The sequence below is a fragment of the Pseudomonas sp. sp1636 genome (genome assembly GCF_030376615.1).
Taxonomy (GTDB): Bacteria; Pseudomonadota; Gammaproteobacteria; order Pseudomonadales; family Pseudomonadaceae; genus Aquipseudomonas.
The window spans coordinates 164,379-188,797 of sequence record NZ_JARRAB010000002.1; the positions used below are offsets into that span (position 1 = coordinate 164,379).

25 protein-coding genes and 3 tRNA genes are annotated in these 24,419 nt (G+C 61.5%); 18 read left to right on the forward strand and 10 right to left on the reverse strand.

What is annotated here, in order from left to right; translation table 11 throughout:
* Positions 1-50: 50 nt before the first annotated feature.
* Genes P8H27_RS02485 through P8H27_RS02520 form a run of 8 tightly spaced genes read left to right on the forward strand, consistent with a single transcriptional unit; the run spans position 51 to position 5,965 of the window.
* Complete coding sequence (locus P8H27_RS02485; RefSeq protein WP_289635212.1) at positions 51-809, forward strand: heme ABC transporter permease; 759 nt, start codon at positions 51-53, stop codon at positions 807-809.
* Complete coding sequence (gene ccmD / locus P8H27_RS02490; protein ID WP_289635035.1) at positions 806-982, forward strand: heme exporter protein CcmD; 177 nt, start codon at positions 806-808, stop codon at positions 980-982. The genes P8H27_RS02485 and ccmD overlap by 4 nt, the downstream gene beginning before the upstream one ends.
* Positions 979-1,446 carry a cytochrome c maturation protein CcmE gene (gene ccmE / locus P8H27_RS02495; protein ID WP_289635036.1) on the forward strand — a complete coding sequence of 156 codons (468 nt, stop codon included), beginning with the start codon at positions 979-981 and terminating at the stop codon, positions 1,444-1,446. The genes ccmD and ccmE overlap by 4 nt, the downstream gene beginning before the upstream one ends.
* Complete coding sequence (locus tag P8H27_RS02500; protein WP_289635037.1) at positions 1,443-3,416, forward strand: heme lyase CcmF/NrfE family subunit; 1,974 nt, start codon at positions 1,443-1,445, stop codon at positions 3,414-3,416. The genes ccmE and P8H27_RS02500 overlap by 4 nt, the downstream gene beginning before the upstream one ends.
* A complete protein-coding gene (locus tag P8H27_RS02505; protein WP_289635038.1) occupies positions 3,413-3,949 on the forward strand; it encodes a DsbE family thiol:disulfide interchange protein in 537 nt (178 codons plus the stop codon). The genes P8H27_RS02500 and P8H27_RS02505 overlap by 4 nt, the downstream gene beginning before the upstream one ends.
* Positions 3,946-4,443, forward strand: a complete 498-nt coding sequence (locus P8H27_RS02510) for a cytochrome c-type biogenesis protein (protein ID WP_289635039.1) — start codon at positions 3,946-3,948, stop codon at positions 4,441-4,443. The genes P8H27_RS02505 and P8H27_RS02510 overlap by 4 nt, the downstream gene beginning before the upstream one ends.
* A complete protein-coding gene (gene ccmI, locus P8H27_RS02515) occupies positions 4,443-5,648 on the forward strand; it encodes a c-type cytochrome biogenesis protein CcmI (RefSeq protein ID WP_289635040.1) in 1,206 nt (401 codons plus the stop codon). Before P8H27_RS02510 ends, ccmI begins: the two co-directional genes overlap by 1 nt.
* On the forward strand, positions 5,645-5,965 hold the full coding sequence (locus P8H27_RS02520; protein ID WP_289635041.1) for a hypothetical protein: 321 nt from the start codon (positions 5,645-5,647) through the stop codon (positions 5,963-5,965). The genes ccmI and P8H27_RS02520 overlap by 4 nt, the downstream gene beginning before the upstream one ends.
* Before the next feature lie 62 nt (positions 5,966-6,027).
* On the opposite strand, the gene P8H27_RS20595 is transcribed toward P8H27_RS02520, so the two are convergent.
* The 5 genes from P8H27_RS20595 to P8H27_RS02540 form a co-directional block, all read right to left on the reverse strand.
* A complete protein-coding gene (locus P8H27_RS20595; RefSeq protein ID WP_374761322.1) occupies positions 6,028-6,168 on the reverse strand; it encodes a MerR family transcriptional regulator in 141 nt (46 codons plus the stop codon).
* Positions 6,169-6,218: 50 nt separating this feature from the next.
* Positions 6,219-7,037 carry a VacJ family lipoprotein gene (locus tag P8H27_RS02525; protein ID WP_289635042.1) on the reverse strand — a complete coding sequence of 273 codons (819 nt, stop codon included), beginning with the start codon at positions 7,035-7,037 and terminating at the stop codon, positions 6,219-6,221.
* 37 nt (positions 7,038-7,074) lie between these two features.
* Entirely contained in the window at positions 7,075-8,373 is a 1,299-nt protein-coding gene (locus P8H27_RS02530; protein WP_289635043.1) for a serine/threonine protein kinase, read from the reverse strand.
* A gap of 76 nt (positions 8,374-8,449) precedes the next feature.
* A complete protein-coding gene (locus tag P8H27_RS02535) occupies positions 8,450-8,938 on the reverse strand; it encodes a GNAT family N-acetyltransferase (RefSeq protein ID WP_289635044.1) in 489 nt (162 codons plus the stop codon).
* Between the two features lie 172 nt (positions 8,939-9,110).
* Positions 9,111-9,335, reverse strand: coding sequence for a DUF2061 domain-containing protein (locus P8H27_RS02540; RefSeq protein ID WP_289635045.1), 225 nt, complete (start codon positions 9,333-9,335; stop codon positions 9,111-9,113).
* Between the two features lie 269 nt (positions 9,336-9,604).
* Here P8H27_RS02540 and P8H27_RS02545 point away from each other — a divergent pair, with 269 nt between their 5' ends.
* Entirely contained in the window at positions 9,605-9,928 is a 324-nt protein-coding gene (locus P8H27_RS02545) for a helix-hairpin-helix domain-containing protein (protein ID WP_289635046.1), read from the forward strand.
* Positions 9,929-10,380: 452 nt separating this feature from the next.
* Here the strand turns inward: P8H27_RS02545 and P8H27_RS02550 are convergent.
* Both P8H27_RS02550 and P8H27_RS02555 read right to left on the reverse strand, forming a co-directional pair.
* A tRNA-Asn gene (locus P8H27_RS02550) sits at positions 10,381-10,456 on the reverse strand.
* Between the two features lie 65 nt (positions 10,457-10,521).
* Complete coding sequence (locus tag P8H27_RS02555) at positions 10,522-11,718, reverse strand: amino acid aminotransferase (RefSeq protein ID WP_289635047.1); 1,197 nt, start codon at positions 11,716-11,718, stop codon at positions 10,522-10,524.
* Positions 11,719-11,905: 187 nt separating this feature from the next.
* Here P8H27_RS02555 and uvrB point away from each other — a divergent pair, with 187 nt between their 5' ends.
* Entirely contained in the window at positions 11,906-13,921 is a 2,016-nt protein-coding gene (gene uvrB, locus P8H27_RS02560) for an excinuclease ABC subunit UvrB (RefSeq protein ID WP_289635048.1), read from the forward strand.
* A gap of 261 nt (positions 13,922-14,182) precedes the next feature.
* Here uvrB and rdgC read toward each other — a convergent pair whose 3' ends face one another.
* Entirely contained in the window at positions 14,183-15,103 is a 921-nt protein-coding gene (gene rdgC, locus P8H27_RS02565) for a recombination-associated protein RdgC (protein WP_289635049.1), read from the reverse strand.
* Between the two features lie 161 nt (positions 15,104-15,264).
* Here rdgC and P8H27_RS02570 point away from each other — a divergent pair.
* From P8H27_RS02570 to P8H27_RS02600, 7 genes are all read left to right on the forward strand, one after another.
* Positions 15,265-15,340: transfer RNA gene (locus P8H27_RS02570), tRNA-Val, on the forward strand.
* A gap of 20 nt (positions 15,341-15,360) precedes the next feature.
* Positions 15,361-15,437 (forward strand) — tRNA-Asp (locus P8H27_RS02575).
* Between the two features lie 448 nt (positions 15,438-15,885).
* Positions 15,886-16,593: an FKBP-type peptidyl-prolyl cis-trans isomerase gene (locus P8H27_RS02580; RefSeq protein WP_289635050.1), complete on the forward strand. Its 708-nt coding sequence runs from the start codon at positions 15,886-15,888 to the stop codon at positions 16,591-16,593.
* 397 nt (positions 16,594-16,990) lie between these two features.
* Positions 16,991-17,410: a YkvA family protein gene (locus P8H27_RS02585; protein WP_289635051.1), complete on the forward strand. Its 420-nt coding sequence runs from the start codon at positions 16,991-16,993 to the stop codon at positions 17,408-17,410.
* Between the two features lie 464 nt (positions 17,411-17,874).
* A complete protein-coding gene (locus P8H27_RS02590) occupies positions 17,875-18,195 on the forward strand; it encodes a helix-turn-helix domain-containing protein (protein ID WP_289635052.1) in 321 nt (106 codons plus the stop codon).
* Positions 18,192-18,557: a hypothetical protein gene (locus P8H27_RS02595; protein WP_289635053.1), complete on the forward strand. Its 366-nt coding sequence runs from the start codon at positions 18,192-18,194 to the stop codon at positions 18,555-18,557. The genes P8H27_RS02590 and P8H27_RS02595 overlap by 4 nt, the downstream gene beginning before the upstream one ends.
* Positions 18,558-19,025 carry a sel1 repeat family protein gene (locus tag P8H27_RS02600; RefSeq protein WP_289635054.1) on the forward strand — a complete coding sequence of 156 codons (468 nt, stop codon included), beginning with the start codon at positions 18,558-18,560 and terminating at the stop codon, positions 19,023-19,025.
* 145 nt (positions 19,026-19,170) lie between these two features.
* On the opposite strand, the gene P8H27_RS02605 is transcribed toward P8H27_RS02600, so the two are convergent.
* Both P8H27_RS02605 and P8H27_RS02610 read right to left on the reverse strand, forming a co-directional pair.
* Positions 19,171-20,931, reverse strand: coding sequence for a bifunctional diguanylate cyclase/phosphodiesterase (locus tag P8H27_RS02605; protein WP_289635055.1), 1,761 nt, complete (start codon positions 20,929-20,931; stop codon positions 19,171-19,173).
* A gap of 117 nt (positions 20,932-21,048) precedes the next feature.
* Positions 21,049-23,130: a carboxy terminal-processing peptidase gene (locus P8H27_RS02610; protein ID WP_289635056.1), complete on the reverse strand. Its 2,082-nt coding sequence runs from the start codon at positions 23,128-23,130 to the stop codon at positions 21,049-21,051.
* Positions 23,131-23,259: 129 nt separating this feature from the next.
* On the opposite strand from P8H27_RS02610, the gene P8H27_RS02615 reads away from it, so the two are divergent.
* Entirely contained in the window at positions 23,260-24,225 is a 966-nt protein-coding gene (locus P8H27_RS02615; protein WP_289635058.1) for an NAD(P)H-quinone oxidoreductase, read from the forward strand.
* Positions 24,226-24,419: the final 194 nt, after the last annotated feature.

The window sequence follows — 24,419 nt, forward strand, 5'->3', positions numbered from 1 at the left end:
CTACCGAGGACGACCCAGTGCGGTCATTACCTCGGAGAATGATGAGTAATCTGATGAACTGGACGTGGTTTCACAAGCTGGGCTCGCCCAAGTGGTTTTACCAGATCAGCGGGCGCTGGCTGCCCTGGCTGAGCGCGGCTGCTGCATTGTTGCTGACGGTCGGGCTGGTCTGGAGCCTGGCGTTTGCGCCGCCGGACTACCAGCAGGGCAACAGCTTCCGGATCATTTATATCCATGTGCCGGCCGCCTTTCTCGCCCAGTCGGTGTACGTCATGCTGGCCGTGGCCGGTGTGGTCGGCCTGGTGTGGAAAATGAAACTCGCCGATGTCGCCGTGCAGCAGGCCGCTCCCATTGGCGCCTGGATGACCGTGATTGCTCTGCTGACCGGTGCCATCTGGGGCAAGCCGACCTGGGGCGCCTACTGGGTCTGGGACGCGCGCCTGACCTCGATGCTGATCCTGCTGTTCCTGTATTTCGGCGTAATCGCCCTCGGTCAGGCCATCAGCAATCGAGATAGCGCGGCCAAGGCCTGTGCGGTGCTGGCCATCGTCGGGGTAATCAACATTCCGATCATCAAATATTCGGTGGAGTGGTGGAACACCCTGCACCAACCCGCCACCTTCAGCGTGATCGAGAAACCGGCGATGCCGCTGGAAATGTGGCTGCCACTGCTGATCATGGTGCTTGGCTTCTACTGTTTCTTCGGCGCCGTACTGCTGCTGCGCATGCGCCTCGAGGTACTCAAGCGCGAGGCGCGCAGCAGTTGGGCCAAGGCCGAGGTCAAAGCTCAAGTGGAGAAAAGCCTATGAGTTTCGCCTCGTTCGCCGAGTTTCTCGCCATGGGCAACCATGGTGCCTACGTCTGGTCGTCCTTTGCCATCAGCCTGGCCGTGCTGGCGTTGAATGTCGTGCTGCCGCTGTTGGCGCGGCGCCGTTACCTGCAAGACGAGGCGCGTCGTTTGCGCCGGGAGGAGTTGCAATGAACCCTGTTCGCAAGAAGCGTCTGTTGATCATCCTGGCGATCCTCGCCGGCGTAGGTGTCGCCGTGACCTTGGCCCTGAATGCGCTGCAACAGAACATCAACCTGTTCTATACCCCGACCCAGATCGCCAACGGCGAGGCGCCGCAAGACACCCGTATCCGCGCCGGCGGGCTGGTGGAAGAGGGCTCGGTCAAGCGCTCCGGCGACTCACTGGACACCGACTTCGTGGTGACCGACGGGGCAGAAAGCGTAACCATCCGCTACAGCGGCATCCTGCCGGACCTGTTCCGCGAAGGTCAGGGCATCGTGGCCATGGGCAAGGTCAATGCCGATGGCGTGTTGATCGCCGATCAGGTGCTGGCCAAGCACGATGAAAATTACATGCCGCCGGAAGTCATGCAGGCATTGGAGCAAAGTGCGATGAAGCAGAAACATGACGCCGCCACACAGGGGGGCACGCAATGATTCCCGAACTCGGCCATCTGGCGATGATTCTGGCGCTGTGCCTGACCCTGGTGCAGGCGAGCCTGCCGATTATCGGCGCCTGGCGCGGCGACCGGCAGTGGATGAGCCTGGCGCAGCCCGCGGCCTGGGGCCAGTTCGCCTTCCTGGCGTTCGCCTTTATCTGCCTGACCTACGCCTTCCTGGTCGACGACTTTTCCGTTGCCTATGTGGCCCACAACTCCAACAGCGCGCTGCCCTGGTATTACAAGTTCAGTGCGGTGTGGGGCGCCCATGAAGGCTCGCTGCTGCTCTGGGCGTTGATCCTGGCCGGCTGGACCTTCGCCGTGTCGATCTTCTCCCGGCAGTTGCCCGAGGAGATGCTCGCCCGCGTACTCGGGGTGATGGGCATGATCAGTGTCGGCTTCCTGCTGTTCCTGATCGTCACCTCCAACCCGTTCGAGCGCTTGCTGCCGAACACGCCGCTGGACGGCCGCGACCTCAACCCGTTGCTGCAGGACTTCGGCCTGATCACCCATCCGCCGATGCTCTACATGGGTTATGTCGGCTTCTCGGTGGCCTTCGCCTTCGCCATCGCCGCCTTGCTCGGCGGCAAGCTGGATGCGGCCTGGGTGCGCTGGTCGCGGCCCTGGACCATAGTCGCCTGGGCCTTCCTCGGTATCGGCATCGCCCTGGGCTCCTGGTGGGCCTATTACGAACTCGGCTGGGGCGGCTGGTGGTTCTGGGATCCGGTGGAGAACGCTTCCTTCATGCCCTGGCTGGTCGGTACCGCACTGATCCACTCCCTGGCGGTGACTGAAAAGCGCGGCGTGTTCAAGAGTTGGACCGTGCTGCTGGCGATTGCCGCCTTCTCCCTGAGTCTGCTCGGCACCTTCCTGGTCCGTTCCGGGGTGTTGACCTCGGTGCATGCGTTTGCCACCGACCCTGCGCGTGGCGTGTTCATCCTGGCCTTCCTGTTACTGGTGGTCGGCGGTTCGCTGACCCTGTTCGCCATCCGCGCGCCGGTGGTCAAGAGTCAGGTCGGTTTCGCCCTGTGGTCGCGCGAGACCCTGCTGTTCGTGAATAACCTGATCCTGGTGGTGGCGGCGGCGATGATTCTGCTCGGCACCCTCTATCCGCTGGTGCTGGATGCCATGACCGGGGCCAAACTGTCGGTCGGCCCGCCGTACTTCAACGCGTTGTTCGTGCCACTGATGGGCCTGCTGATGGCGATGATCGCGATCGGCGTGCTGGTGCGCTGGAAGGACACGCCGCTACGTTGGTTGCTGGGCATGCTGGCCCCGGTGCTGATCGGCAGCGTGGCCTTGGCAGCGCTGGCGAGTGTACTGCACGGCGATTTCAGCTGGGCGGTGCTGGGCGTCTGGCTGCTGGCCGGCTGGGTGGTGTTGGCCGGGGTGCGCGACATTTATGACAAGACCCGCCACAAGGGGCTGCTCAAAGGCTTGCCAGGTCTGGGCCGCAGCTACTGGGGGATGCAGACGGCGCACCTCGGTTTAGCCGTGTGCGCCCTCGGGGTCATCCTTACCAGCATGGGCAGCTTCGAGCGCGACATGCGCATGGCGCCGGGCGATTCGGTGGAAATGGGTGGCTACCAATTCATCTTCGAGGGCGCCGAGCACTTCGAGGGGCCGAATTTCACCTCGGATAAAGGCACGGTGAGGATCCTCGAAGATGGCCAGCAGATCAGTGTGCTGCACCCGGAGAAGCGCCTGTATAGCGTGCAGCAGTCGGTGATGACCGAGGCCGGAATCGACGCCGGCATTACCCGCGATCTGTTCGTCGCATTGGGCGAGCCGCTGGAAGACGGCGCCTGGGCCGTGCGCGTGCACATTAAGCCGTTCGTGCGCTGGATCTGGTTCGGTGCCTTGCTGATGGGCTTGGGTGGCTTCCTCTCGGCGTCCGACAAGCGCTACCGGATGAAGGTCACCACCCGCGTACGTGAGGCTCTGGGCATGGCGGGGGGGCAAGCATGAAGCGGCTGATCCTGTTGTTACCGTTGGCGATCTTTCTCGGCGTGGCGCTGTTTCTCTACCGTGGTCTGTTCCTTAACCCCTCCGAGCTGCCTTCGGCGTTGATCGGCAAGCCGTTGCCCGAGTTCGCCCTGGCGTCGCTGGAAGAACCGGCGCGCACCCTTGGCACCGCCGATTTCGAAGGGCCGGCGCTGGTCAATGTCTGGGCGACCTGGTGCCCGACCTGTCGCGCCGAGCACGAGATGCTCAACCGTCTGGCCGAGCAGGGCGTGGCGGTCTACGGGGTCAACTACAAGGACAACGGCGAAGCTGCGCGCCGCTGGCTCATCGAATTGGGCAATCCGTACCGTCTCAACGTCGAGGATCCGCAGGGCAGCCTGGGCTTCAACCTCGGCGTCTACGGCGCGCCTGAGACCTTCCTGGTCGACAAGAACGGCATCATCCGCCACAAGTACGTCGGTGCCATCGACGAGAGCGTCTGGCGTCAGCAACTGGCACCGCTGTATCAAGAGCTGGTCGACGAGGTTAAACCATGAAGCGTTTGCTCAGCGCCGTCGTGCTGGGGCTGGCTCTGCTCGGCAGCGCCCAGGCGGCCATCGACACCTACGAATTCGCCGACGAGGCGCAGCGCCAGCGTTATCGCAGCCTGATCGAGGAGCTGCGTTGTCCCAAGTGCCAGAACCAGAACATCGCCGATTCCGATGCGCCGATTGCCATGGATCTGCGTGCGCAGGTCTATCGCATGCTGGAAGAAGGCCAGAGCAATGAGCAGATCGTCGAGTTCCTGGTCGCGCGTTACGGCGATTTCGTCCTCTACAAGCCGCCGGTCACGGCGCGCACCCTGTTGCTGTGGTACGGCCCGGCCGGCCTGTTGCTCGGCGGCTTCGTGCTGCTGGGTGTGGTGGTACTGCGTCGTCGTGGCAAGAAGTCCGCGGGCTCGAGCGGTCTTTCCGCCGATGAGCAACAACGCTTGGCTGCTCTGCTCAGCCAACGGCCTACCAATCAAACGCCTCGGGATAAGAAAGACTGATGATCGAATTCTGGCTGTCCGCTGGCCTACTGTTGCTGGCTTCTCTGGGTTTTCTGCTGATCCCGGTGCTGCGTGGCCGCAAGGTGCAGGCCGAAGAAGACCGCACCGCATTGAATGTCACCCTCTATCAGGAGCGCCTGCAGGAGCTGGAGAGTCAGCGTCAGGTCGGTACGCTCAATGATGAGCAATGGCAAAACGGCCGTGACGAGGCGGCCCGCGAGTTGTTGGCCGACACCGACGGTGCCGAGAGCAAAGCCAGAACCGGTGTGCTCGGCAACAAGGTGCCGCTGGCCGCCGCCTTGTTGATGCCCCTGCTGGGCTACGGCTTGTACTTGTACTGGGGCGCGATCGACGACGTCGAGCGCGCGCGTACCTTCGCCGAGCAGCCGCAGACCATCGAGGCGATGACCGCGCGCCTGGAAGCATCGGTGAAGGCTGATCCGAAGTCCGTCGAAGGCTGGTACTTCCTTGGCCGTACCTACATGGCCCAGGAGCGTGCCGGCGAGGCGGCCAGCGCCTTCGAGCGCGCGGCGGGACTCGCCGGGCGCGAGCCGGAGTTGCTTGGCCAGTGGGCGCAGGCGCTGTATTTCGCTGGCGACAAACACTGGACCGAGCAGCTGCAGGCGCTGACCGATGAAGCGCTGAGAGCCGATCCGGCGGAAGTCACCAGCCTCGGCCTGCTCGGCATCGCGGCCTATGAAGAAGGACGTTTCGAGGACGCCATTGGCTTCTGGGATCGTCTGGTCGCCGCATTGCCCGAACAGGATCCTTCGCGCCAAGCCATTCAGGGCGGCATCGAGCGTGCCCGTGAACGTCTGGCGGCGCCGACAGACGCACCGCCGGCCGCCGCCGCGAACCAGCAGCTGACCGTCAAGGTTGAGCTGGCCGCGGCCTTGCAAGACAAGGTGCAGCCCAGCGACAGCGTGTTCGTCTTCGCCCGCGCCGCGTCCGGCTCGCCAATGCCGCTGGCGGTCAAGCGCCTGACGGTGGCCGACCTGCCGGCCGAAGTCAGCTTGTCGGATAGCGACGCGATGATGCCGCAACTGAAGCTCTCCGGATTCGAGCAAGTACAGCTTGTGGCGCGTATTTCGCGCAGCGGCAATGCTTCCACCGGCGAATGGATCGGCCGCAGCCAGCCGCTGGCCAGCAGTACCCGCGAGCCGCAACAGCTGACCATCGATAGCGTCGACGGCCAGGCGCAATGAACAGATGGCTGCCGCTTGCTCTGGTGCTCGGCTTGTCGAGCCTGGTCGGCTGCGCCGTACCGAGCAGCGCCCCCAGCGGCCAACTTCCGGTGAGCAAGTCGCACCCACGCTACGCGCCGCCGCCGGGGGCGCAAAGTCACTGGGATGCCGGTTTGGGGGTCTACGTGGTGGCTGGTGCGCGTGACCTGTATTACCGCGAACGCACCTACTACCGCTGGAGCAATGGCTGGAGTTGGGCGACCCATCCGCAGGGGCCGTGGCAGCCGACCGACAGCAGCGGCGTACCGCCGGGCTTGTACCGCCATTACCCGCACTAACTCAGCCGTCCGCGCCCACGGGGCGGGTTTGAGCCCACCCTGCAACCTTGAACTTGTCGCGATCAGGCCAACGCGCCGTCACGACAATCGCGTGTGGGACGCAGCAAGCCGAGATCGGTGTAATGGCGTACCGTTTCCGCGCTGACGGCGGCGGCTTTGGCCAGTTGGGCGCCGCGCCTGGGTTTGCTCCTGAGGAGACCCAGGCCGCGCCAGGTTAGACCCCCGGGGCGGCCCTACGCTCAAGCGGGCCGGCTTACTCGGCAATCAGCAGCTTGCGCGACTCGTTGTAGAAGTAGCGAATCTTCTCGTACTCGAACGGCGAGTTGAGCTGGCCGTAACGGAAGTTGACGGTGGAGCGTTGATCGACCGTCTCGAGCAAAAATATTTCCGGATGGCTGTTGCTGGCTTCGGCAACGTTCAGCCAGTTGACCTGGCTCTTGGCGCTGAAATCCACCACCAGCCCGCCGGTGTCGCGCAGGTTGGAAGGGCCGAGCAGTGGCAGCATCAGGTAAGGGCCGGCAGGTGCACCATAGAATCCCAGGGTCTGGCCGAAGTCTTCGCGCTGTTTCGGCAGGCCCACCCGGCTCGCCGGATCCCACAGCCCGGCCACGCCGATGGTGGTGTTGAGCAGCAGGCGGGCGGTGGTCTGCATCGAGCGCTTGGCTTTGAACTGCAGCAAGCTGTTGAGCAGGTTGGGTACATCGCCCAGGTTGCTGAAGAAATTGCTCACACCGTTTTGCACAATAGTTGGGGTGACATAGCGATAACCGTCGACGATGGGCAGAAACACCCACTGATCGAAGCGGTAGTTGAAGTGGTAGACCCGCCGGTTCCAGGACTCCAGGGGATCGTAGACATTCAGGGCGCCCAGGCTCGAACGTTCGAACTCGCGCTGATCCAGGCCGGGATTGAACTGCAGGTGTTGCAGCGGTCGTTTGAAACCGTCTGCATCGACGTGATGCTGGGCCTGAGTCAGGTCGCTGGTCACGAGCAGGGTCAGCAGCAGGGCTGGGGCAAGAAGCTTAACCGGCCGTTGAAAAACTACCTGCGTTGCCAATACGGCGTTAAACATGGCCTTGGCTGCCTCGTCTAGATTGTTCAACGGCCGGTTAACCACGGAAGAACTCCAGCATGGCGTCGCTGTTGACGCGGTAATTGAGGTTGCCGCAGTGCCCGCCGAGCGGGTAGACGGTCAGGCGCTCGCCCAGGGTTCGGCGCAGAAAGCCCAAGTCGCCAGGGCCGAGGATGAGGTCGTCGGCATTGTGCATCACGGCGATCTTGCTGGCGTTTTTCAAATAGTCTGCGACGGCATACAGGCTGACCTGATCGATCATCTGGGTAATGCTGCCGCCGTCATGCCGCGCTCGCCACATCGGCATCAGTTGTTCGCTGATGTAGCAGTCGAAATCGCATTGCAGGGCACGCTTGAAGAACGGTGTAAGGCTGGTGCTGTCGTTGATCGGGTAGCGCGTCGGGGTGATCAGACCGCGACGGTTGATCAGGTCGGAGGTGAAGGCGATATCGGCAGCGGCGAAGCGGAACACCGCACCGATCAACATGGCCATCTGCTCGTCGGAAAGCTGCTCCTTGGAGCGCTGGAAGTCGAAGAGCATCGCATCGTTGAGGTCAACGTAACCCTTCGCTTGGAAATAGCGGGTCAGCTTGGCCAGTACCGTTTCGTAGAAGGTGGTGCTGTTGTCGATGCCTTCGACCTGGGTTTGCACCAGACGGTCGAGGTTGCTGGTCGAGGTATAGAGGTTGACCGGCGGGTTGAGCAGCAGCACGCGCTTGAAGTTGAAGCTGCGTCGGGTTTCGTCGAGCCGGCTGACGAATGCCGCTTGCAGGGCGCCCAGGCTGTAGCCGGTCAGGTGGAAGGCGCTGACCTGTAGGCGTGGGTGCTGGGCGCGCACGGCCTGCATCGCCCGGTACAGATCGTCGGCATCTTCGCTGGTGAGTCCCGGGGTGGCGACACGCGAGGCGGCGCTCATGAAGTCGTAGCTGGTCGGCGAGGACAGCTGCACCACATGGTAACCGGCACCGTAGAACAGTTTCTTCAGGTATTCCGCCGTGCTGCTGGCATAAGGCGAGCCCGTACCGGCGATGATGAAAATCAACGGTGCCTCGCCTTTTTGCTTGGCCAGGCGATAGCCCATCTTGGTCACCGACCAGAAATTATCCGGCAATTCGAACTCGCGCTCCGGGCGTAGCCTGACCTTGTAGTCTTGTTGGTCGATGTCCGCATCGGCCGGTAGTTGCGGTCGCAGTTCGAACGGGGTGGTGGCGATGGTCGCCTCGAACGGGTTGGTCAGTGGGTAACCATAGCTTTGCGCATCGATGTCAGCGGCCTGTAGCTGGCCAACGAAAGTTATGCCGCAAAGCAGAGCAGCGAGGCGATATACCAGCGGCATGACTGTCATCCCTTTAGCAGAGAGCGGATTGATCGAGTTGAGGAGGTAAGACAGCAGAACCCTCTGTGAGTGCCGGTCAAGCCGTTCTTCGACTCAGCTCATGCAGCGCCGGGCCGGTAAGGCGATACACCGTCCAGTCATCCAGCGGTTGAGCGCCCAGGTTTTGGTAAAAACCGATCGAGGGTTGGTTCCAGTCCAGTACCGACCATTCCAGGCGAGCGCAGCCGCGTTCGACGGCCAGGCTCGCCAACTTGCCGAGCAGGGCGCTGCCCAATCCGGCGCCGCGTGCGCTGGCGCGCACATAGAGATCCTCCAGGTAGATGCCGGGTTTGCCGAGAAAGGTCGAATAGTTGTGGAAGAACAGCGCAAAACCTGCGGCCGCGCCATCCAGCTCACCAATCAGCACCTCGGCGAAGGGCCGTATCCCGAAAAGGTGTTCGGCCATTTGCGCGGGGCTGGCAACCACCTGATCGCTGAGCTTCTCGTACTCGGCCAATTCGCGGATAAAGCCGAGGATCAGTTCAATATCGTCACGCTGGGCGCTGCGGATGTGCAAATGGGGCATGGTCGTTCCTTGAGCTGCTGATCAGGCGAGCATGCCGTGTGAACAGGGGATTTCGCAAGCCGTGGCCATGCAGTTGGTTGCAATGTGTCGCTGCTGCGGGTGTCGGGGTCTGGCGTCTCAGCCGCGATGAAACGGCGCACGGCCGCAGCAGGCGAGAGTTTTTCACCGCTGCTCAGGCCTGGTGGGGCAGCCAGGCATGTGTTGGCCGTTCTGGCGCCGGGGCCGAAGGTTTTTCCAGGCGTTGCCAAATCCTCTCGTGAAAGTAGAAACCGAGCGAGTTGCACAGCGGCTCGATGGCGGCCACTAGACCACTGGCCGCGACACTGCCGGTCAACGCATAGGTCACCGCAAAGGCGATGCAAAAGTGCATCAGGGTGAAGGTCAGGGTCTTGAGCATGGCATGCCTCGAATGAGAGTTATGGCTGGCGGATTGTCAGGGTAGCGCTCAGTGATATATTGATGAAATGTTTCGTCGAAATACCATTAATAGTATTTGTTAATCTAGCCAGGGCAACAGATCGCTCTTGAGCAGGCGCCAGCGGTGAAAGAGCGTCGAAAAAATGCTTTGACGGATTTGACAAGGCAATGTTGGCGACTAACTTGAAGTGCGCGGCGCATGGAAGTTCCGCGCCGATTACTTGAGCTTTTCTGAAAAGGAGTTCCAACATGTATAAGCGTTACCTCTCCTCCCTGCTGTGCGCTGTGCTGACCGCAGCTACCCTCAGCGTCTCCGCCGCCGAAGCCACCAAGACGGCACCCGCTAAGCCTGATGCGGTGCAAGTGGCCGAGGTCGGCAAAATCAATCTCAACACGGCCGATGCTCCCACGCTACAACGTGAGCTGAGTGGTGTTGGCGAGATCAAGGCCAAGGCAATAGTGGCCTACCGCGATGCCCACGGTGCATTCGCCACGGTTGACGAGCTGCTTGAGGTCAAGGGAATCGGTGAGTCGATTCTGGAGAAGAATCGCGACAAGCTGAGTATCAATTAACCGACACGCTGGGAGACGAAGACCGGTCACTGACCGGTCTTTTTGCATGGTGCGCCAGGCATGGCGCGTAGCGCCGTGGCTGGCGCACCCATAAAAAAGGCTTTGTACCCGTTAGGTGTTGTATCACCAGGCACGAACTGCCTGCGATCCGTAGGAGGCCCGACCCATACCGCCAAACGATGGGCAGGCAGCCCTGCGGGCTGCATTCGCCGCGGGGCGCGCCTCCTACAAGAGATCGCGCATGCAACACCTAACGGGTACATAGCCAATAAAAAGCCCAGCGCGATGGCTGGGCTCTCGAATTTGGCTCCGCGACCAGGACTCGACAGCGCAGCTGAACGCGCTTCAGTGCGGCCCCGGAGGGGTGAGCCTTGGCGAATAACCTGGGACGTAGTCCCGGTGAGAGTCCGCAGGCAATAAAAAGCCCAGCTGGATGGCTGGGCTCTCGAATTTGGCTCCGCGACCAGGACTCGAACCTGGGACCCAATGATTAACAGTCATTTGCTCTACCGACTGAGCTATCGCGGAACAACGCTGCGTATCCTACTGATTAGGAAGGGGAAGTCAAGTGTCTAGGACTTCCCCTGGCCCGCTCAGAGCACTTGGGCGATGGCGCGAGTGACCGCATCCAGATTGTTGCGGTTGAGCGCGGCGACACAGATGCGCCCGGTGCCGACCGCGTAGATGCCGAACTCGCTTTTCAGGCGTTCCACCTGTTCGGTGGTGAGGCCCGAGTAGGAGAACATGCCGCGTTGCTGGGCGACGAAGCTGAAATCGCGTTTGGCGCCCAGGGCGGTCAGTTGATCGACCATGGCCAGGCGCATGGCGCGAATGCGTTCACGCATTTCGCCCAGCTCGGCTTCCCACATGGCGCGTAGTTCAGGGTTGCTGAGCACCGCGGCGACGACGCTGGCGCCGTGGGTCGGCGGGTTCGAATAGTTGGTGCGGATCACGCGCTTGAGTTGCGACAGCACCCGGCCGGTTTCATCTTGCGAGCCAGTGACGATGGAGAGCGCGCCCACCCGTTCGCCATACAGCGAGAACGATTTGGAGAAAGAGCTGGAGACAAAGAAGGTCAAGCTGGATTCGGCGAACAGGCGCACGGCTGCGGCGTCTTCTTCGATGCCGTCGCCAAAACCCTGATAGGCGATGTCGAGGAAGGGCACATGCTCGCGTTCACGGAGGATCTCGAGAATGGCCTGCCAGTCGTCCATGCTCAGGTCGACGCCGGTCGGGTTGTGGCAGCAGGCGTGCAGCACCACGACCGAGCGGGCGGGCAGGTTTTTCAGATCTTCGAGCAGGCCGCCGCGATTTACGCCATTGCTGAAGGCGTCGTAGTAGCGATAGTTGCGCACGGGGAAGCCGGCTGCCTCGAACAGGGCGCGGTGGTTTTCCCAGCTTGGGTCGCTGATGGCGACCGCTGCATCCGGCAGCAAACGCTTGAGGAAGTCCGCGCCGATTTTCAGTGCGCCAGTGCCGCCCAGAGCCTGGGCAGTAATCACCCGGCCTTCCTTCACCAGAGTCGAGTCGGCGCCGAACAACAGGGTCTGTACGGCCTGGTCGTAAGCGGCGATGCCTTCGATCGGCAAGTAGCCGCGAGGTGCGTGGGTGGCGGTCAGTGCATTTTCTGCTTCTGCCACGGCCCGCAATAGCGGAATTCGCCCCTCTTCATTGGTGTACACGCCGACACCCAGGTTGACCTTGGTGGGGCGGGTATCGGCGTTGAATGCTTCGTTGAGGCCCAGAATGGGGTCGCGCGGAGCCATTTCGACGGCAGAGAACAGACTCATGGATGCGGCAGCTCGAGGGGGAGAAGTGAATGTCGGGCAACACCCCGCTACGACTGGCGCTAGGGGTTGCGTAAGTGGGTCGGTAGTATAACGACCCATAACGTGCGTCGCGACAGCGAGCACACGCATTTCAACTGTTTTGACGTAGGCTTTCAGATCGCGTCACAGTCGTTTGTTGAGGTTAGTCATGTCCAAGTTCCAACTGGTCACCCGTTTTCAGCCTGCCGGCGACCAGCCGGAGGCCATTCGGCAGATGCTCGAAGGCCTGGAGGCGGGTTTGTCACACCAGACCTTGCTCGGCGTGACCGGTTCGGGCAAGACCTTCAGCATTGCTAACGTAATTGCCCAGATCCAGCGTCCGACCCTGATTCTGGCGCCGAACAAGACCCTGGCGGCGCAGCTCTACGGTGAGTTCAAGAGCTTCTTCCCGAACAACGCGGTGGAGTATTTCGTCTCCTACTACGACTACTACCAGCCTGAAGCTTATGTGCCGTCGTCCGATACCTTTATCGAGAAGGATGCCTCGATCAACGACCATATCGAGCAGATGCGCCTGTCGGCGACCAAGGCGCTGCTCGAGCGGCCGGATGCGATCATCGTCACCACGGTGTCGTGCATCTACGGTCTGGGCAGTCCCGAGTCCTATTTGAAAATGGTGTTGCACGTCGACCGCGGCGACAAGCTGGATCAGCGTGAGTTGCTGCGCCGTCTGGCTGACTTGCAGTACACGCGCAATGATATGGATTTTGCCCGCGCCAGCTTTCGGGTGCGCGGCGACGTGATCGATGTGTTTCCGGCGGAGTCGGATCTGGAGGCGGTGCGCATCGAGCTGTTCGATGACGAGGTGGAGAGCCTGTCGGCTTTCGATCCGTTGACCGGTGAGGTGATCCGCAAGCTGCCGCGCTTCACCTTCTACCCCAAGAGCCACTACGTCACCCCGCGCGAGGTGCTGCTGGAGGCGGTGGAGAAGATCAAGGTCGAACTGGCCGAGCGTCTGGAATACCTGCGCGGCGCGGGCAAGCTGGTCGAGGCGCAGCGTCTGGAGCAGCGCACCCGCTTCGACCTGGAGATGATCCTCGAGCTGGGTTACTGCAACGGCATCGAGAACTACTCGCGCTATCTGTCCGGGCGCGGCCCGGGCGAGCCGCCGCCGACCCTCTACGACTACTTGCCCGACCAGGCCTTGCTGGTGATCGATGAGTCACATGTCTCGGTGCCGCAGGTCGGTGCCATGTACAAGGGCGACCGTTCGCGTAAGGAGACCCTGGTCGAGTACGGCTTCCGTTTGCCCTCGGCATTGGATAACCGGCCGATGCGCTTCGAGGAATGGGAAGCGGCCAGCCCGCAGACCATCTTCGTCTCGGCCACCCCGGGGCCCTACGAGGCCGAGCACGCCGGCCGGGTAATCGAGCAGGTGGTGCGGCCGACCGGCTTGGTCGACCCGCAGATCGAGGTGCGTCCGGCCTTGACTCAGGTCGATGACCTGCTTTCGGAAATCCACAAGCGCGTGGCCATTGAGGAACGGGTGCTGGTCACCACCCTGACCAAGCGCATGGCCGAGGATCTGACCGACTACCTGGCCGATCACGGGGTCAGGGTGCGCTACCTGCACTCGGATATCGACACCGTGGAGCGGGTCGAGATCATCCGCGACCTGCGCATCGGCGCCTTCGACGTGCTGGTCGGCATCAACCTGCTGCGCGAGGGGCTGGACATGCCGGAGGTGTCGCTGGTGGCGATTCTCGATGCGGACAAGGAAGGCTTTCTGCGCTCCGAGCGTTCGCTGATCCAAACCATCGGCCGCGCGGCGCGCAACCTCAACGGCCGGGCGATCCTCTATGCCGATCGCATGACCGGCTCGATGGAGCGTGCCATCGGCGAAACCGAGCGGCGGCGCAACAAGCAGATCGCCTTCAACGCCGCCAACGGCATCGTGCCCAAGGGCGTGTTCAAGGACGTCCAGGATATTCTCGAAGGTGCCAGCGTGCCGGGCTCGCGCAGTAAGAAGCGCAAAGGCATGGCCAAGGCGGCGGAAGAAAGTGCGCGCTACGAGAATGAGCTGCGTTCGCCGAGCGAAATCAGCAAGCGCATCCGTCAGTTGGAAGAGAAGATGTACCAGTTGGCCCGCGATCTGGAGTTCGAGGCGGCCGCGCAGTTGCGCGACGAGATCCACAAGCTGCGTGAGCGTTTGTTGCAGCTGTGATTACACGCTGGCGTAGGACTGCCGATGGTTATTGAATACAGGCGGGCTCGCGGCTCTGAGCCGCAGCAGCCGTTATAGGGCTCCCGGATGGCGGCCGGCTACAGGGCCGTGCCGGTAGCCTGGATAAGCCTGGCGCAATCCGGGAGGCGTTCCCGGATTACCCTGGCGCTCAGTCGGGCTTGAGCATGAAACATGCAAAAAGCTCTGGGTGCGGATTGAGCGAGCCCTGCTGGCTGGCATCCTGCTCTCGGGTGCCCTCCCTTAGATACCCTGTGGCGTCTCTTCTCCACCCAGGGCCTCGAACAGCGCGGGGAGGAAGTCGACGAAGGTCAGCATCATCAGGGTGAAGCTGGCGTCCTGTTGGCCGAGGGCGTCATCGCCGCCATCCTGTTCGGCTTGATCCTGCAGCAGATCCTCGAAACGCAGGCGCTTGATCACCAGCTTGTCATCGAGCATGAACGACAGCTTGTCCTGCCAGGCCAGAGACAACTGGGTGACCTGCTTGCCGGCGGTCATGTGCAGCTGGATTTCGTCGCTGGTCAGATCCTGGCGTTTGCAGCGCACCACGCCACCATCCTCGTGGGTGTCGCGCAGTTCGCATTCGTCGAGCACATGGAAATCGTCGGCGGCTTTCTGGGTCTTGACCCACTCGGTCAGGGTGGCGCTGGGGGCGATCTTCACGGTCAGCGGGCGTACCGGCAGCGAGCCGATGGCTTCGCGCAGGGTGGAGAGCAGGTCTTCCGCGCGTTTCGGGCTGGAGGCGTCGACCAGGATCAGCCCCTGCTTCGGGGCGATGGCGGCGAAGGTCGCCGACTTGCGGATAAAGGCGCGCGGCAGGAAGGCCTGCACGATTTCATCCTTGAGTTGGTCGCGTTCCTTCTTGTAGACCTTGCGCATCTGCTCGGCTTCGATCTCGTCGACTTTTTCCTTCAAGGCATCGCGCACCACGCTGCCCGGCAGAATGCGTTCTTCCTTGCGCGCCGCGATCAGCAGGAAGTCGCCGCTGGCGTGCACCAGCGGCGCATCGCCGCCTTTACCGAAGGGGGCGACGAAACCATAGGTGGTCAGCTCTTGGCTGGCACAGGGGCGTGCCGGTTTGGCGGCCAGTGCGGCTTCGAGTGCCTCGACATCAAAGGGGACGTTTTGGGTGAGGCGATAAACCAGCAGGTTACGAAACCACATGAGGGGGTGACTCTCCATTAACGCAAAGCACGCATTATTCTCCCCTTGGCGCCGTAGGCCAACCCTGCGCTAAGCCTTTGGCGTGTCGATAAAAAATTTTTGAATCAGTGCTTGCCAAGGTGAGGTTGGCTGTCTAGAATGCGGCCCACTTCGAGAGTGAAGGGTGATTAGCTCAGCTGGGAGAGCATCTGCCTTACAAGCAGAGGGTCGGCGGTTCGATCCCGTCATCACCCACCAACTCGCTATTGAAGTTACGCGCAGCGGTAGTTCAGTCGGTTAGAATACCGGCCTGTCACGCCGGGGGTCGCGGGTTCGAGTCCCGTCCGCTGCGCCATTTCCTTCCTCGCTTCACCTCTGCATCATCCCTTCGATAGATTCGCTGTACTCCTCTTAAAATCGTCTAAACACCTGAACTTATACGCATTTCCTGGTTCGTATCCTGGTAGCCAGTGATTGCGGCGGCCTGCTAAGCTCGCGCCTTCACTCGATTGCCCTAGGGTCTGTTCCCGTTTCATTCACGGCCGCGCCGGAGCCTGTTTTGGCGCGAGGCAAGGCACGAGGCACGAAGTTTGGTGTTCCAAATGAGTGCCGAGAAACGCAGCATCGCGCTAAAACAGGCCCGGCCCTCCGGGTTGCGCGAAAAATCTCGCCATGCGTCGTTGTGGGACTTGGCAAGGGAATACCATTCCCTGCGTCCCACGCCTAACCTGGCGAGATTTTGCGCAGCAACGTGGCTCGCGAATGAAACGGGAACAGACCCGCTTACCGAACAAGGAATAAGCATGAAACAACATCGTTTAGCAGCGGCGGTTGCCCTGGTGGGTCTGGTTCTCGCCGGTTGCGATTCGCAAACCAGCGAAGTGAAACTGGAAAGCCCGGCGCAAAAAGCCTCCTACGGTATCGGCCTGAACATGGGCAAGAGCCTGGCCCAGGAAGGCATGGATGACCTGGACTCGAAAGCCGTGGCCCAGGGCATCGAAGATGCAATCGGCAAGAAAGAGCAGCGCCTGAAAGACGATGAGCTGGTCGAGGCTTTCGCCTTCCTGCAGAAGCGTGCCGAAGAACGCATGGCTACCATGAACGAGGAGTCGGCCAAAGCGGGCAAGAAATTCCTCGAAGAGAATGGCAAGCGTGAAGGTGTGGTCACCACCGAATCCGGTTTGCAGTACGAAATACTGAACAAAGCCGAAGGTGATCAGCCGAAAGCCACCGACGTGGTGAGCGTGCACTATGAAGGCAAATTGACCGATGGCAGCGTGTTCGACAGTTCGATCGAACGCGGTAGCCCGATTGAACTGCCTGTCAGTGGTGTGATTCCAGGGTGGGTCGAAGGCCTACAGTTGATGCATGTCGGCGAGAAGTACAAGCTCTATATTCCGAGCGAGCTGGCCTACGGCGAGCAAAGCCCGACTCCGGCGATTCCGGCCAACTCGGTGCTGGTGTTCGAGTTGGAGCTGCTGGAAATCAAGGCCGCTAGTGCCGAGCAGTAACAGCTAGCGAGGCAGCCCTAAGTTCGACAGGTCGCCAGTGTTGCAGGTAACGCCCCGTTTCGACGGGGCGTTGTCGTTTGTGCCGATCACAAAGCGAGCTTGAGGTTGACTGGAGGCTTGAAAAAGACTCTGAATGAAGCCTGGGCGTTACTGTTATGCACATTTCGTCTGACTCGCGTGCGGCCTTGCCGTGGGCCTCTTGAAAAACTCTTTGCATATTTTAAGTTATTGATTTAAAACGACTTTAACAGATGGGTGAAAAATGTCCGATCTGTCGCGAGACCGCGTGGGCTGGGCGTTTGCTCGGCTCATGAGGAATCTGTTCACAAGGTTATCCACAGCTTTAGTGGATAACCCAAGCCAGCCCAGCAGGCATGCGGGTTGACGAGGAATGCCCATGAAACAGTCGTGGCGTTTTTCCAGTTACCTGCGGTTGGCGCAGGCTTTTTTGCGGCGTGGCCGATTACCTGCCCTGTTGCTGGCGGTGGCACGCAAGAGTGCAACGCAAGGCCGGCGCGTGGGTGCGTTGAAAGAAGACTTGCGACTACTGCAAGGCCTGTGCATGGCCTGGTGGCGGGGTGAGTATCGAGCGATCAGCTCACAGGCACTACTGGCGGTAGTGGCGGCGCTGCTGTATTTCGTCACTCCGCTGGATGGACTGCCGGATTGGTTGCCGGTGCTGGGGTTTATCGACGATTTAGCCGTGCTGGCTTGGGTGCTGCGCACCTGGAGCGATGAGCTGGCGGCATTCCGTGCCTGGCGGGAAGCCCAGGCGCCTGAGGCGCTCGAGGTTATCGAGCGCCTGCCGGATAGGTAACACTTGGCGTTGGATGAATGGCAGCCCTGACGGATGCTTGGCGGAGACGTCGAACATCCGGGCGAGCGCCCTCGGGTCGCGCGTTCCTGCAGCGCCCTTCCAGCCACTCGGCGGTAAGTTTCGATGCATCCGTGCGGGGGCTCGACGAAGTGCAGTTCGAGCTTCAGGCGCTGGCCGGCCTGGCGGCCGAACTACTGGGTGAAACCAGCAGCTGATGATCGCGCACCTCGGCATAGGGCATGCCGTCGGCGGGGGAGCAGCCCCGGCGCAATGCCTCTGCGGCGGTTATGGTATGCCGCCGGCTAATAGAAGGATCGCCAGCGTCCGCAAAATGCCTCCAGAGTGCTGCCCGAACGGTGTCAAGGCAGTTTAGGTCACGCCCTTTGCCGTATTGGGCTGTTAACATGGCCATCTGCAAGGAAGGTGCTGAGGCTGTCGGTACTGCTTTCCACGGAGAGTCGAGAATGAAAGTGCAAGTGATCAAGCGTGATGGCGAACCCGAGTATGCGGTACTGCCCTGGGCGGATTACCTGGCCTTGTTGCAGGCTGCGGGTCACGCTGCGCAAGTGCCGGTGGCGGCTGCGGATACAGTCAAACCGGCGCTGAGTGAGTTGGCGCGTTTGCGCGAGGAAAAGGGCTTGTCGCTGCAGGAGTTGGCGCGTTCGGTGGGGATCAGCCCGCATTATCTGGGCATGATCGAAAGTGCCGAGCGCCAACCGGATGCCGCCATCAAGCGGGCCTTGGCCTGGGCGCTCGGTGTCGCCGGCTGGGAGGAGAAATTTTGAGCGTAAGTATCAGTCGCCAGCATTGGCAGGCCTTGCTCGATGAGCTGGAGGATGCCCGGCGCCAACGTCACCTGCTGACCTATCGGGCGTTGGTCGAGCGTTTGGCCTTGCCGACCCCGGCCATGCAAACACTCACTGCTGCGTTGGAACACCTGGCGGCCCTGGATGCCCGTGCCGAGCGGCCACTGCGTAGCGCCTTGGTAATCAGTCAGGGGGCGAGTCGACTGCCGCGCACCGGATTCTTCGACTGCGTGACTCGCCTTGGTCGCTTTAACGGTGCGTCGGACGGCGTAGCCGCCGCGTCCTGGCATGCGGCCGAAGTGGTGCGGGTGTTCGAGTTTACCTACCCCGAGGAGGTCTAGGTGTTTTGGCGGCTGCGTGCGCGGATAGGCTATGGCGTGGCCCGGCGGCTGTTTCACTGGTCGTGGTTGGTCAAGCAGCCACGCGGTTGGCGTTGGCTTGAGGGGCAGTTTGCACGCATGGCCAACCTGGGCGATGTTGCCGCGCAGAGCTTCTATGGGCATATCCTGCTGTTTCGCGGCCAGGGGCTTGGCGCCCGCGAAGAAGGCATGCGGCTGTTGCATCTGGCGGCCACCGCGGGCGATGCCAAGGCCGCCTATCAGCTCGGTGTGCTGAGCCTGGCGGGCAATGCCCGACAAGCCCCCGACGGTCTTGAGGCCGTGCGCTGGTGGACGCTGGCGGCAGCGGCTGGCCATCCCCTGGCCGCCCAGCGCTTGGCCGATCTGTATCGCGACGGTGGCCCGGGCTTGCCGGCCGATGCCGCGCGTGCGGCAAGCTTTGTCCAACGGGCGCAGGAGCTGGGGCTGTAGCGGCACGGGAGTCCACGGGGCTGTGGCGCAAGGCTATCCACTGTGGTCCGCCGAGCCGCTGCAGGCTGCCGGATCGTGCCCGGCGCGCTCCGGCAGCGCTGTTTATACCCTGAGCAGAACTTCAAGCCTGTGGGGCGCGGCCGGCTTACGCCGACAGCTTTTGCGTATCGATGATGTGCAGGCTGTAGCCGGGCACCGCCTTGGCGTAGCGTTTAGCCTCGGAAGCCAGGCCTGCGAGCTGGCTGGCGTCGAATTGCGCGCATTGTTCCGGGCGCAAGTGCACCACGCCCAGCGACAGGGAGAGCAGTGCAAACTCCTGACGCTGGCCCTGTCGGCTGTGAGCGACCAGGCAGCCCGCTTGTAGGTGCTCATCGCTGTAGAAGCGTCGACACTGACTTTGAAAGTCTTCCAGCAGGCGATTGAGGCGGCCCCGCCAATCGTGCGAACCGAGCACCAGTAAGAAGTCGTCGCCGCCAATGTGGCCGACGAAGTCGCGTGCCGGGTCTACCCGTTCGCTCAGGCATTGCGCCAGGCTCAGCAGCACTTCATCGCCTTTGGCGTAGCCATAGAGGTCGTTGAACGGCTTGAAGTTGTCGATATCCACATAGCAGATTACCGCTTCACGGGCTTGTTGCAGCAGGCGAGTCAGGCATTGCTGGATCGGCACATTGCCCGGTAGCAAGGTCAGCGGGTTGGCGTAGCGCGCCTGCTGGATTTTCAGTTCGGTGATCAACTTGAGCACGTCGATCACCCGACCGAGCCCCAGGTAGCTGCCGCCCTGGGTGATGATGAAGTCTTCCTCAATGCGCTGGCGGGCACGGCTGGTGAGCAGGCGGCTGACCTTCTGCAGCGACTGATTCAGTTCGACGGCGAGGAAGTCATTGCTCATCAGGCGGCTGATCGGTTTGCGCGCGAACAGGTCGGCGGCGAAGGGCTTGAGCAGCGCTTCGGACAGCGCCTGGCGGTTGACGATACCGACCGTTTGTCCGTGTTCATCGATTACCGCCAGGGAATTGAGGTTGGCCTGGGCGCGGAAGGCTTCCAGTACCTCGGCGATGGCCGTGTGCTGGGATACTGCCGGCTGTTCGTTTAGCAAGGCGGCGAGGCTGCTGCTTTCTTCATTCATTATGAGCGCATTGCCGTTGAGCTTCGGCAGGAGCTGGCGTGCATCGCGTGGCGGTTGTTCCTGCGGGCGGCAGAGCAAATAGCCTTGCAGCAGGTCGATGCCCATCTCGGCCAGCACCATGAGTTCTTCTTCCAGTTCGATGCCTTCGGCAATCACCTGGGCGCGGGAGGCCTGGGCCATCTTCAGGATGGAGCCGACGAACTCGCGTTTGACCGCATCCTGATGAATGCCATCGATGAAGTGACGGTCGATTTTCACGTAATCCGGGCGCAGTTCCGACCATAGGCGCAGGCTTGAATAGCCCGCACCGAGGTCGTCCAGGGCAATCGAGAAGCCCATGGCGCGGTAGTGGTGGAGGGCCGTGTCGAGGAGGGTGAAGTCGTCGGTGGGAGACTGCTCGGTTAGCTCGATCACCACCTGGCTGGGGGGGATGCCATAGGCTTGCAGCAGTTGTAGGGTGCGACCGGGTTGATGGCCGGGCTCCAGCAGTGAATCCGGCGATACGTTGAGAAACAGCTTGCCTTGCAATTGCAGTTCGCTGAAGCGCCGGCAGGCATTCTTGCGGCAGGCCACTTCCAGCTCGCCCAGCCGCCCGGCATTGCGTGCCACGGCGAACAGGTTGATCGGCGAGTGCAAGGGGCTGTTGGACGGGCCGCGAGTCAGGGCTTCGTAACCGAGGATGCGGCGTTCGGAGAGGCTGACGATTGGCTGGAATACGCTATGCAGGTCGCCGTGAGCGAGAATATGGCCCAGTGCGCTCAGTTGCTCGGTGACGGTCATGGGAGTCTCGATATGCAGAAAAAGCGAAGGGGCTGATATCGCTATCAGCCCCTGCATTTCACGACAGATTGATGACTCTTTGATGACAGCCGTGAGCGGCTAACGCTTACTGTTCGCTTACTGTTTGGCCACCCTCGAACTCAAGCCCAGGAAGTCGAGCAGGACATGCCCGCTTTCGGCGAGGAAGGCGTCATCTTCCGGTTTGGTTTTTTCAGGTTCGACCGCAGCGGCGTCTTCATCCTCTTTCTTCAACTCGTTGAGCAGGGCTTCGCCCTTGGCTTGACGGCGGTTGTTTTCGATCACCAATTGCTGCGCTTCTATATCGGTTTGTTGTGCGCGGCGTTTGCCTTCGTTGAGGCTGACGCTGGTTTCATCCATGAGCTTTTGCGCCAGCGCCAGGCGGTCGCGGGTAAAGGTGAAGTCCGCATTCTTCGCTGTGCGGCTATCGTAGCGAGACTGTAGCTCTTCCAGGAGTGGCTTGATCGGATCCTGTTCGGGGGCGATTGCAGCTTTGATGCTGTCCCACGGCAAAGCCTCGGGCAGGGCGCTTTCGCCGATCTCCTTGGTGTCCATCACATCGGGGTACTGGATGTCCGGGATCACCCCCTGGTGCTGGGTGCTTTGTCCGGAAACGCGGTAGAACTTGGCCAGGGTCAGCTTAAGTTCGCCGTGATTGAGCGGTTGAATGGTCTGTACCGTGCCTTTGCCGAAGGTCTGGCCACCGAGGATCAGCGCGCGGTGATAGTCCTGCATGGCGCCGGCGAAAATCTCCGAAGCCGAGGCGGACAGGCGATTGACCAATACGGCCAGAGGGCCTTTGTAGTAAATGCCGGTATTTTCATCGGCCAGCACATCGACCCGGCCGTCGCTGTTACGCACCAGTACGGTTGGCCCTTGGTCGATAAACAGCCCGGTCAGTTCGGTCGCTTCCTGCAGTGAGCCGCCGCCATTGTTACGCAGGTCGATGACCACGCCGTCGACCTTCTCCTGTTCCAGTTCGGCGATCAGGCGTTTGACGTCGCGGGTGGTGCTTGTGTAATTCGGATCTCCGGCGCGAAAGGCCTTGAAATCCAGATAAAACGCGGGGATTTCGATGATGCCCAGTTTGTAGTCGCGCCCTTCGTGGTTCAGTTGCAGCACGGATTTCTTCGCGGCTTGCTCTTCCAGCTTGACTGCTTCGCGGGTGATGTTGACCACTTTGCTGGTGTCGTCATTCGGTGCGTTGCTCGCCGGAATGACTTCCAGGCGTACCAGCGAACCTTTCGGGCCGCGGATCAGCTTGACCACTTCGTCCAGCCGCCAGCCGATCACGTCGACCATTTCGTCGCGGCCCTGGGCAACGCCGATGATCTTGTCCGCCGGTGCAATCTGCTTGCTCTTGTCGGCCGGGCCTGCGGGCACCAGGCGCACGACTTTGACGTGTTCGTTGTCGCTTTGCAGTACCGCGCCAATGCCTTCCAGCGACAGGCTCATATTGATGTCGAAGTTCTCCGCGTTGTCCGGGGAGAGGTAGGTGGTGTGCGGGTCGTAGGACATGGCGAAGGCGTTGATGTAGGTCTGGAAGATGTCCTCGCCGCGCGTCTGCCGCAGGCGCGTCTGTTGACTCTTGTAGCGCTTGATCAGCAACTCTTGAATTGCCTTGGGTTCTTTGCCGGCGATTTTCAGGCGCAGCACTTCGTCTTTAACGCGTTTGCGCCATAACTCGTCCAGCTCGGTTAGATCCTTGGCCCAGGGGGCCTTTTCGCGGTCGATCAGCAGGCTCTCATCGATGCTGAAGTCAATCTTGTTGACGCCCTGTTCGAGTATCTGCAGGGCAAGCTGCAAGCGGCTTTGCAGGCGCTCCAGATAACGCTTGTAGATAAGAAAGCCCGGCTCCAGATTGCCGCTTTTCAGCAGGTCGTCGAAGCGGTTGCGCCAGCGGTCGAATTCGGCAATGTCACCGGCGGTGAAGTAACTGCGCGAAGGATCGAGCATCTTCAGGTAGCCCTGATAGATCTTCGCCGAACGCTCATCGTTGAGCGGCGGCTTGTTGTAGTGGTGCCGATTGAGCAGCTCTACGACATTGAGGCTGGCGATGACCTGCTCGCGATTCGGTTGCAAGTATTCCCACGGGTCGGCACTGCTGGTTTTCGCAGACAGCGGCAAAGCACTTAAACCGAGGCTAAGGGCGAGGAGGGTGCTAAGCAGTGATCGCTTCATGCTGACTCGACGTAGGGACATTTGATAACGCATATTAGGCCATCTTTCAGGGCGCCAGGTTCCATCGGCGCAATGCAAAAGCCCGACGTTGAAACGTCGAGCCCGGTTCAAATGCACTATGGAGGCAGCGTGAAGGCATTGCAAGGCGTTGAAGGGCGCGTGGAATGGGCGCAGCAGCCCACCCCGGTCTGTGATGTAGGGCAAATCCGTATCCGCGTAGCGGCCGCCGGGTTGAACCGGGCCGACCTGCTGCAGTGCGCCGGTCTGTATCCGCCGCCACCGGGGGCCAGCGCTATCCTGGGTCTGGAGTGCGCCGGGGTGATCAGCGCGGTCGGGGCGGGCAGTGACTGGCAGGTGGGCGATCGGGTTTGCGCGTTGCTGGCCGGCGGCGGCATGGCCGAGGAGGTGGTGGTCGATGCGCGGCATGCCTTAACGGTGCCGCAAGGCGTATCGCTGCATGAAGCGGCTGCTTTGCCTGAGGTGTATGCCACAGCCTGGCTCAACCTGTTCCAACTGGCCGGCCTGAAGCCTGGGGAAAAGGTTCTGCTGCATGCGGGGGCCAGTGGCGTGGGCTCGGCGGCGATCCAGTTGTGCAAGGCATTTGGCAATCCGTGCTGGGTCAGCGTCGGCTCGGTCGAACGCCTGGCCTATTGCGAGGCCTTGGGTGCCCAGGCTGGCGTGCTGCGCGACGCCGACAACCTGCAGGCCTTGCGCGATTTTGCTCCCTTCGACGTGATCCTCGATCCGGTCGGCGGCAACTACGCCGCGCTCAACCAGGAGTTGCTGGCGCTCGATGGTCGCTGGGTGAATATCGGCCTGATGGGCGGGCGCAAGGCCGAGCTGGATCTGGCGTTGTTGCTCGGCAAGCGCCTGCAATTGATCGGTTCGACCCTGCGCAGCCGCGACGATCAGTTCAAGGCCGACCTGCTGCGCGATCTGCAGCAGCAGGTGTGGCCGCTGTTTGCCGAGGGCCGGCTGAGGCCGCAACTGCAGCGCAGTTTCCCGATCGGCGACGCGCAAGCGGCCTTTGCCGCACTGGCGAGCAATCGGGTCAACGGCAAGCTGGTGTTGGTGATCGATCCAAGCCTCGCTTGAGTCCGCTGTTTTATGCCGGAGCCACAGCGAGTTGGTGCCTGCAGCGGTGTCCGTGCGTGGCTCCATGGCTTTGCTAACTATTTGTTTTTTAAGTTCTTATTGGTTTGTCGATTGACGGATTCAATCAGTCCGATGGCTTCAATCAATAAGATTCTTCGAGTGGCGATCGCTAGTATTCCTCGGGTCAAGTTATT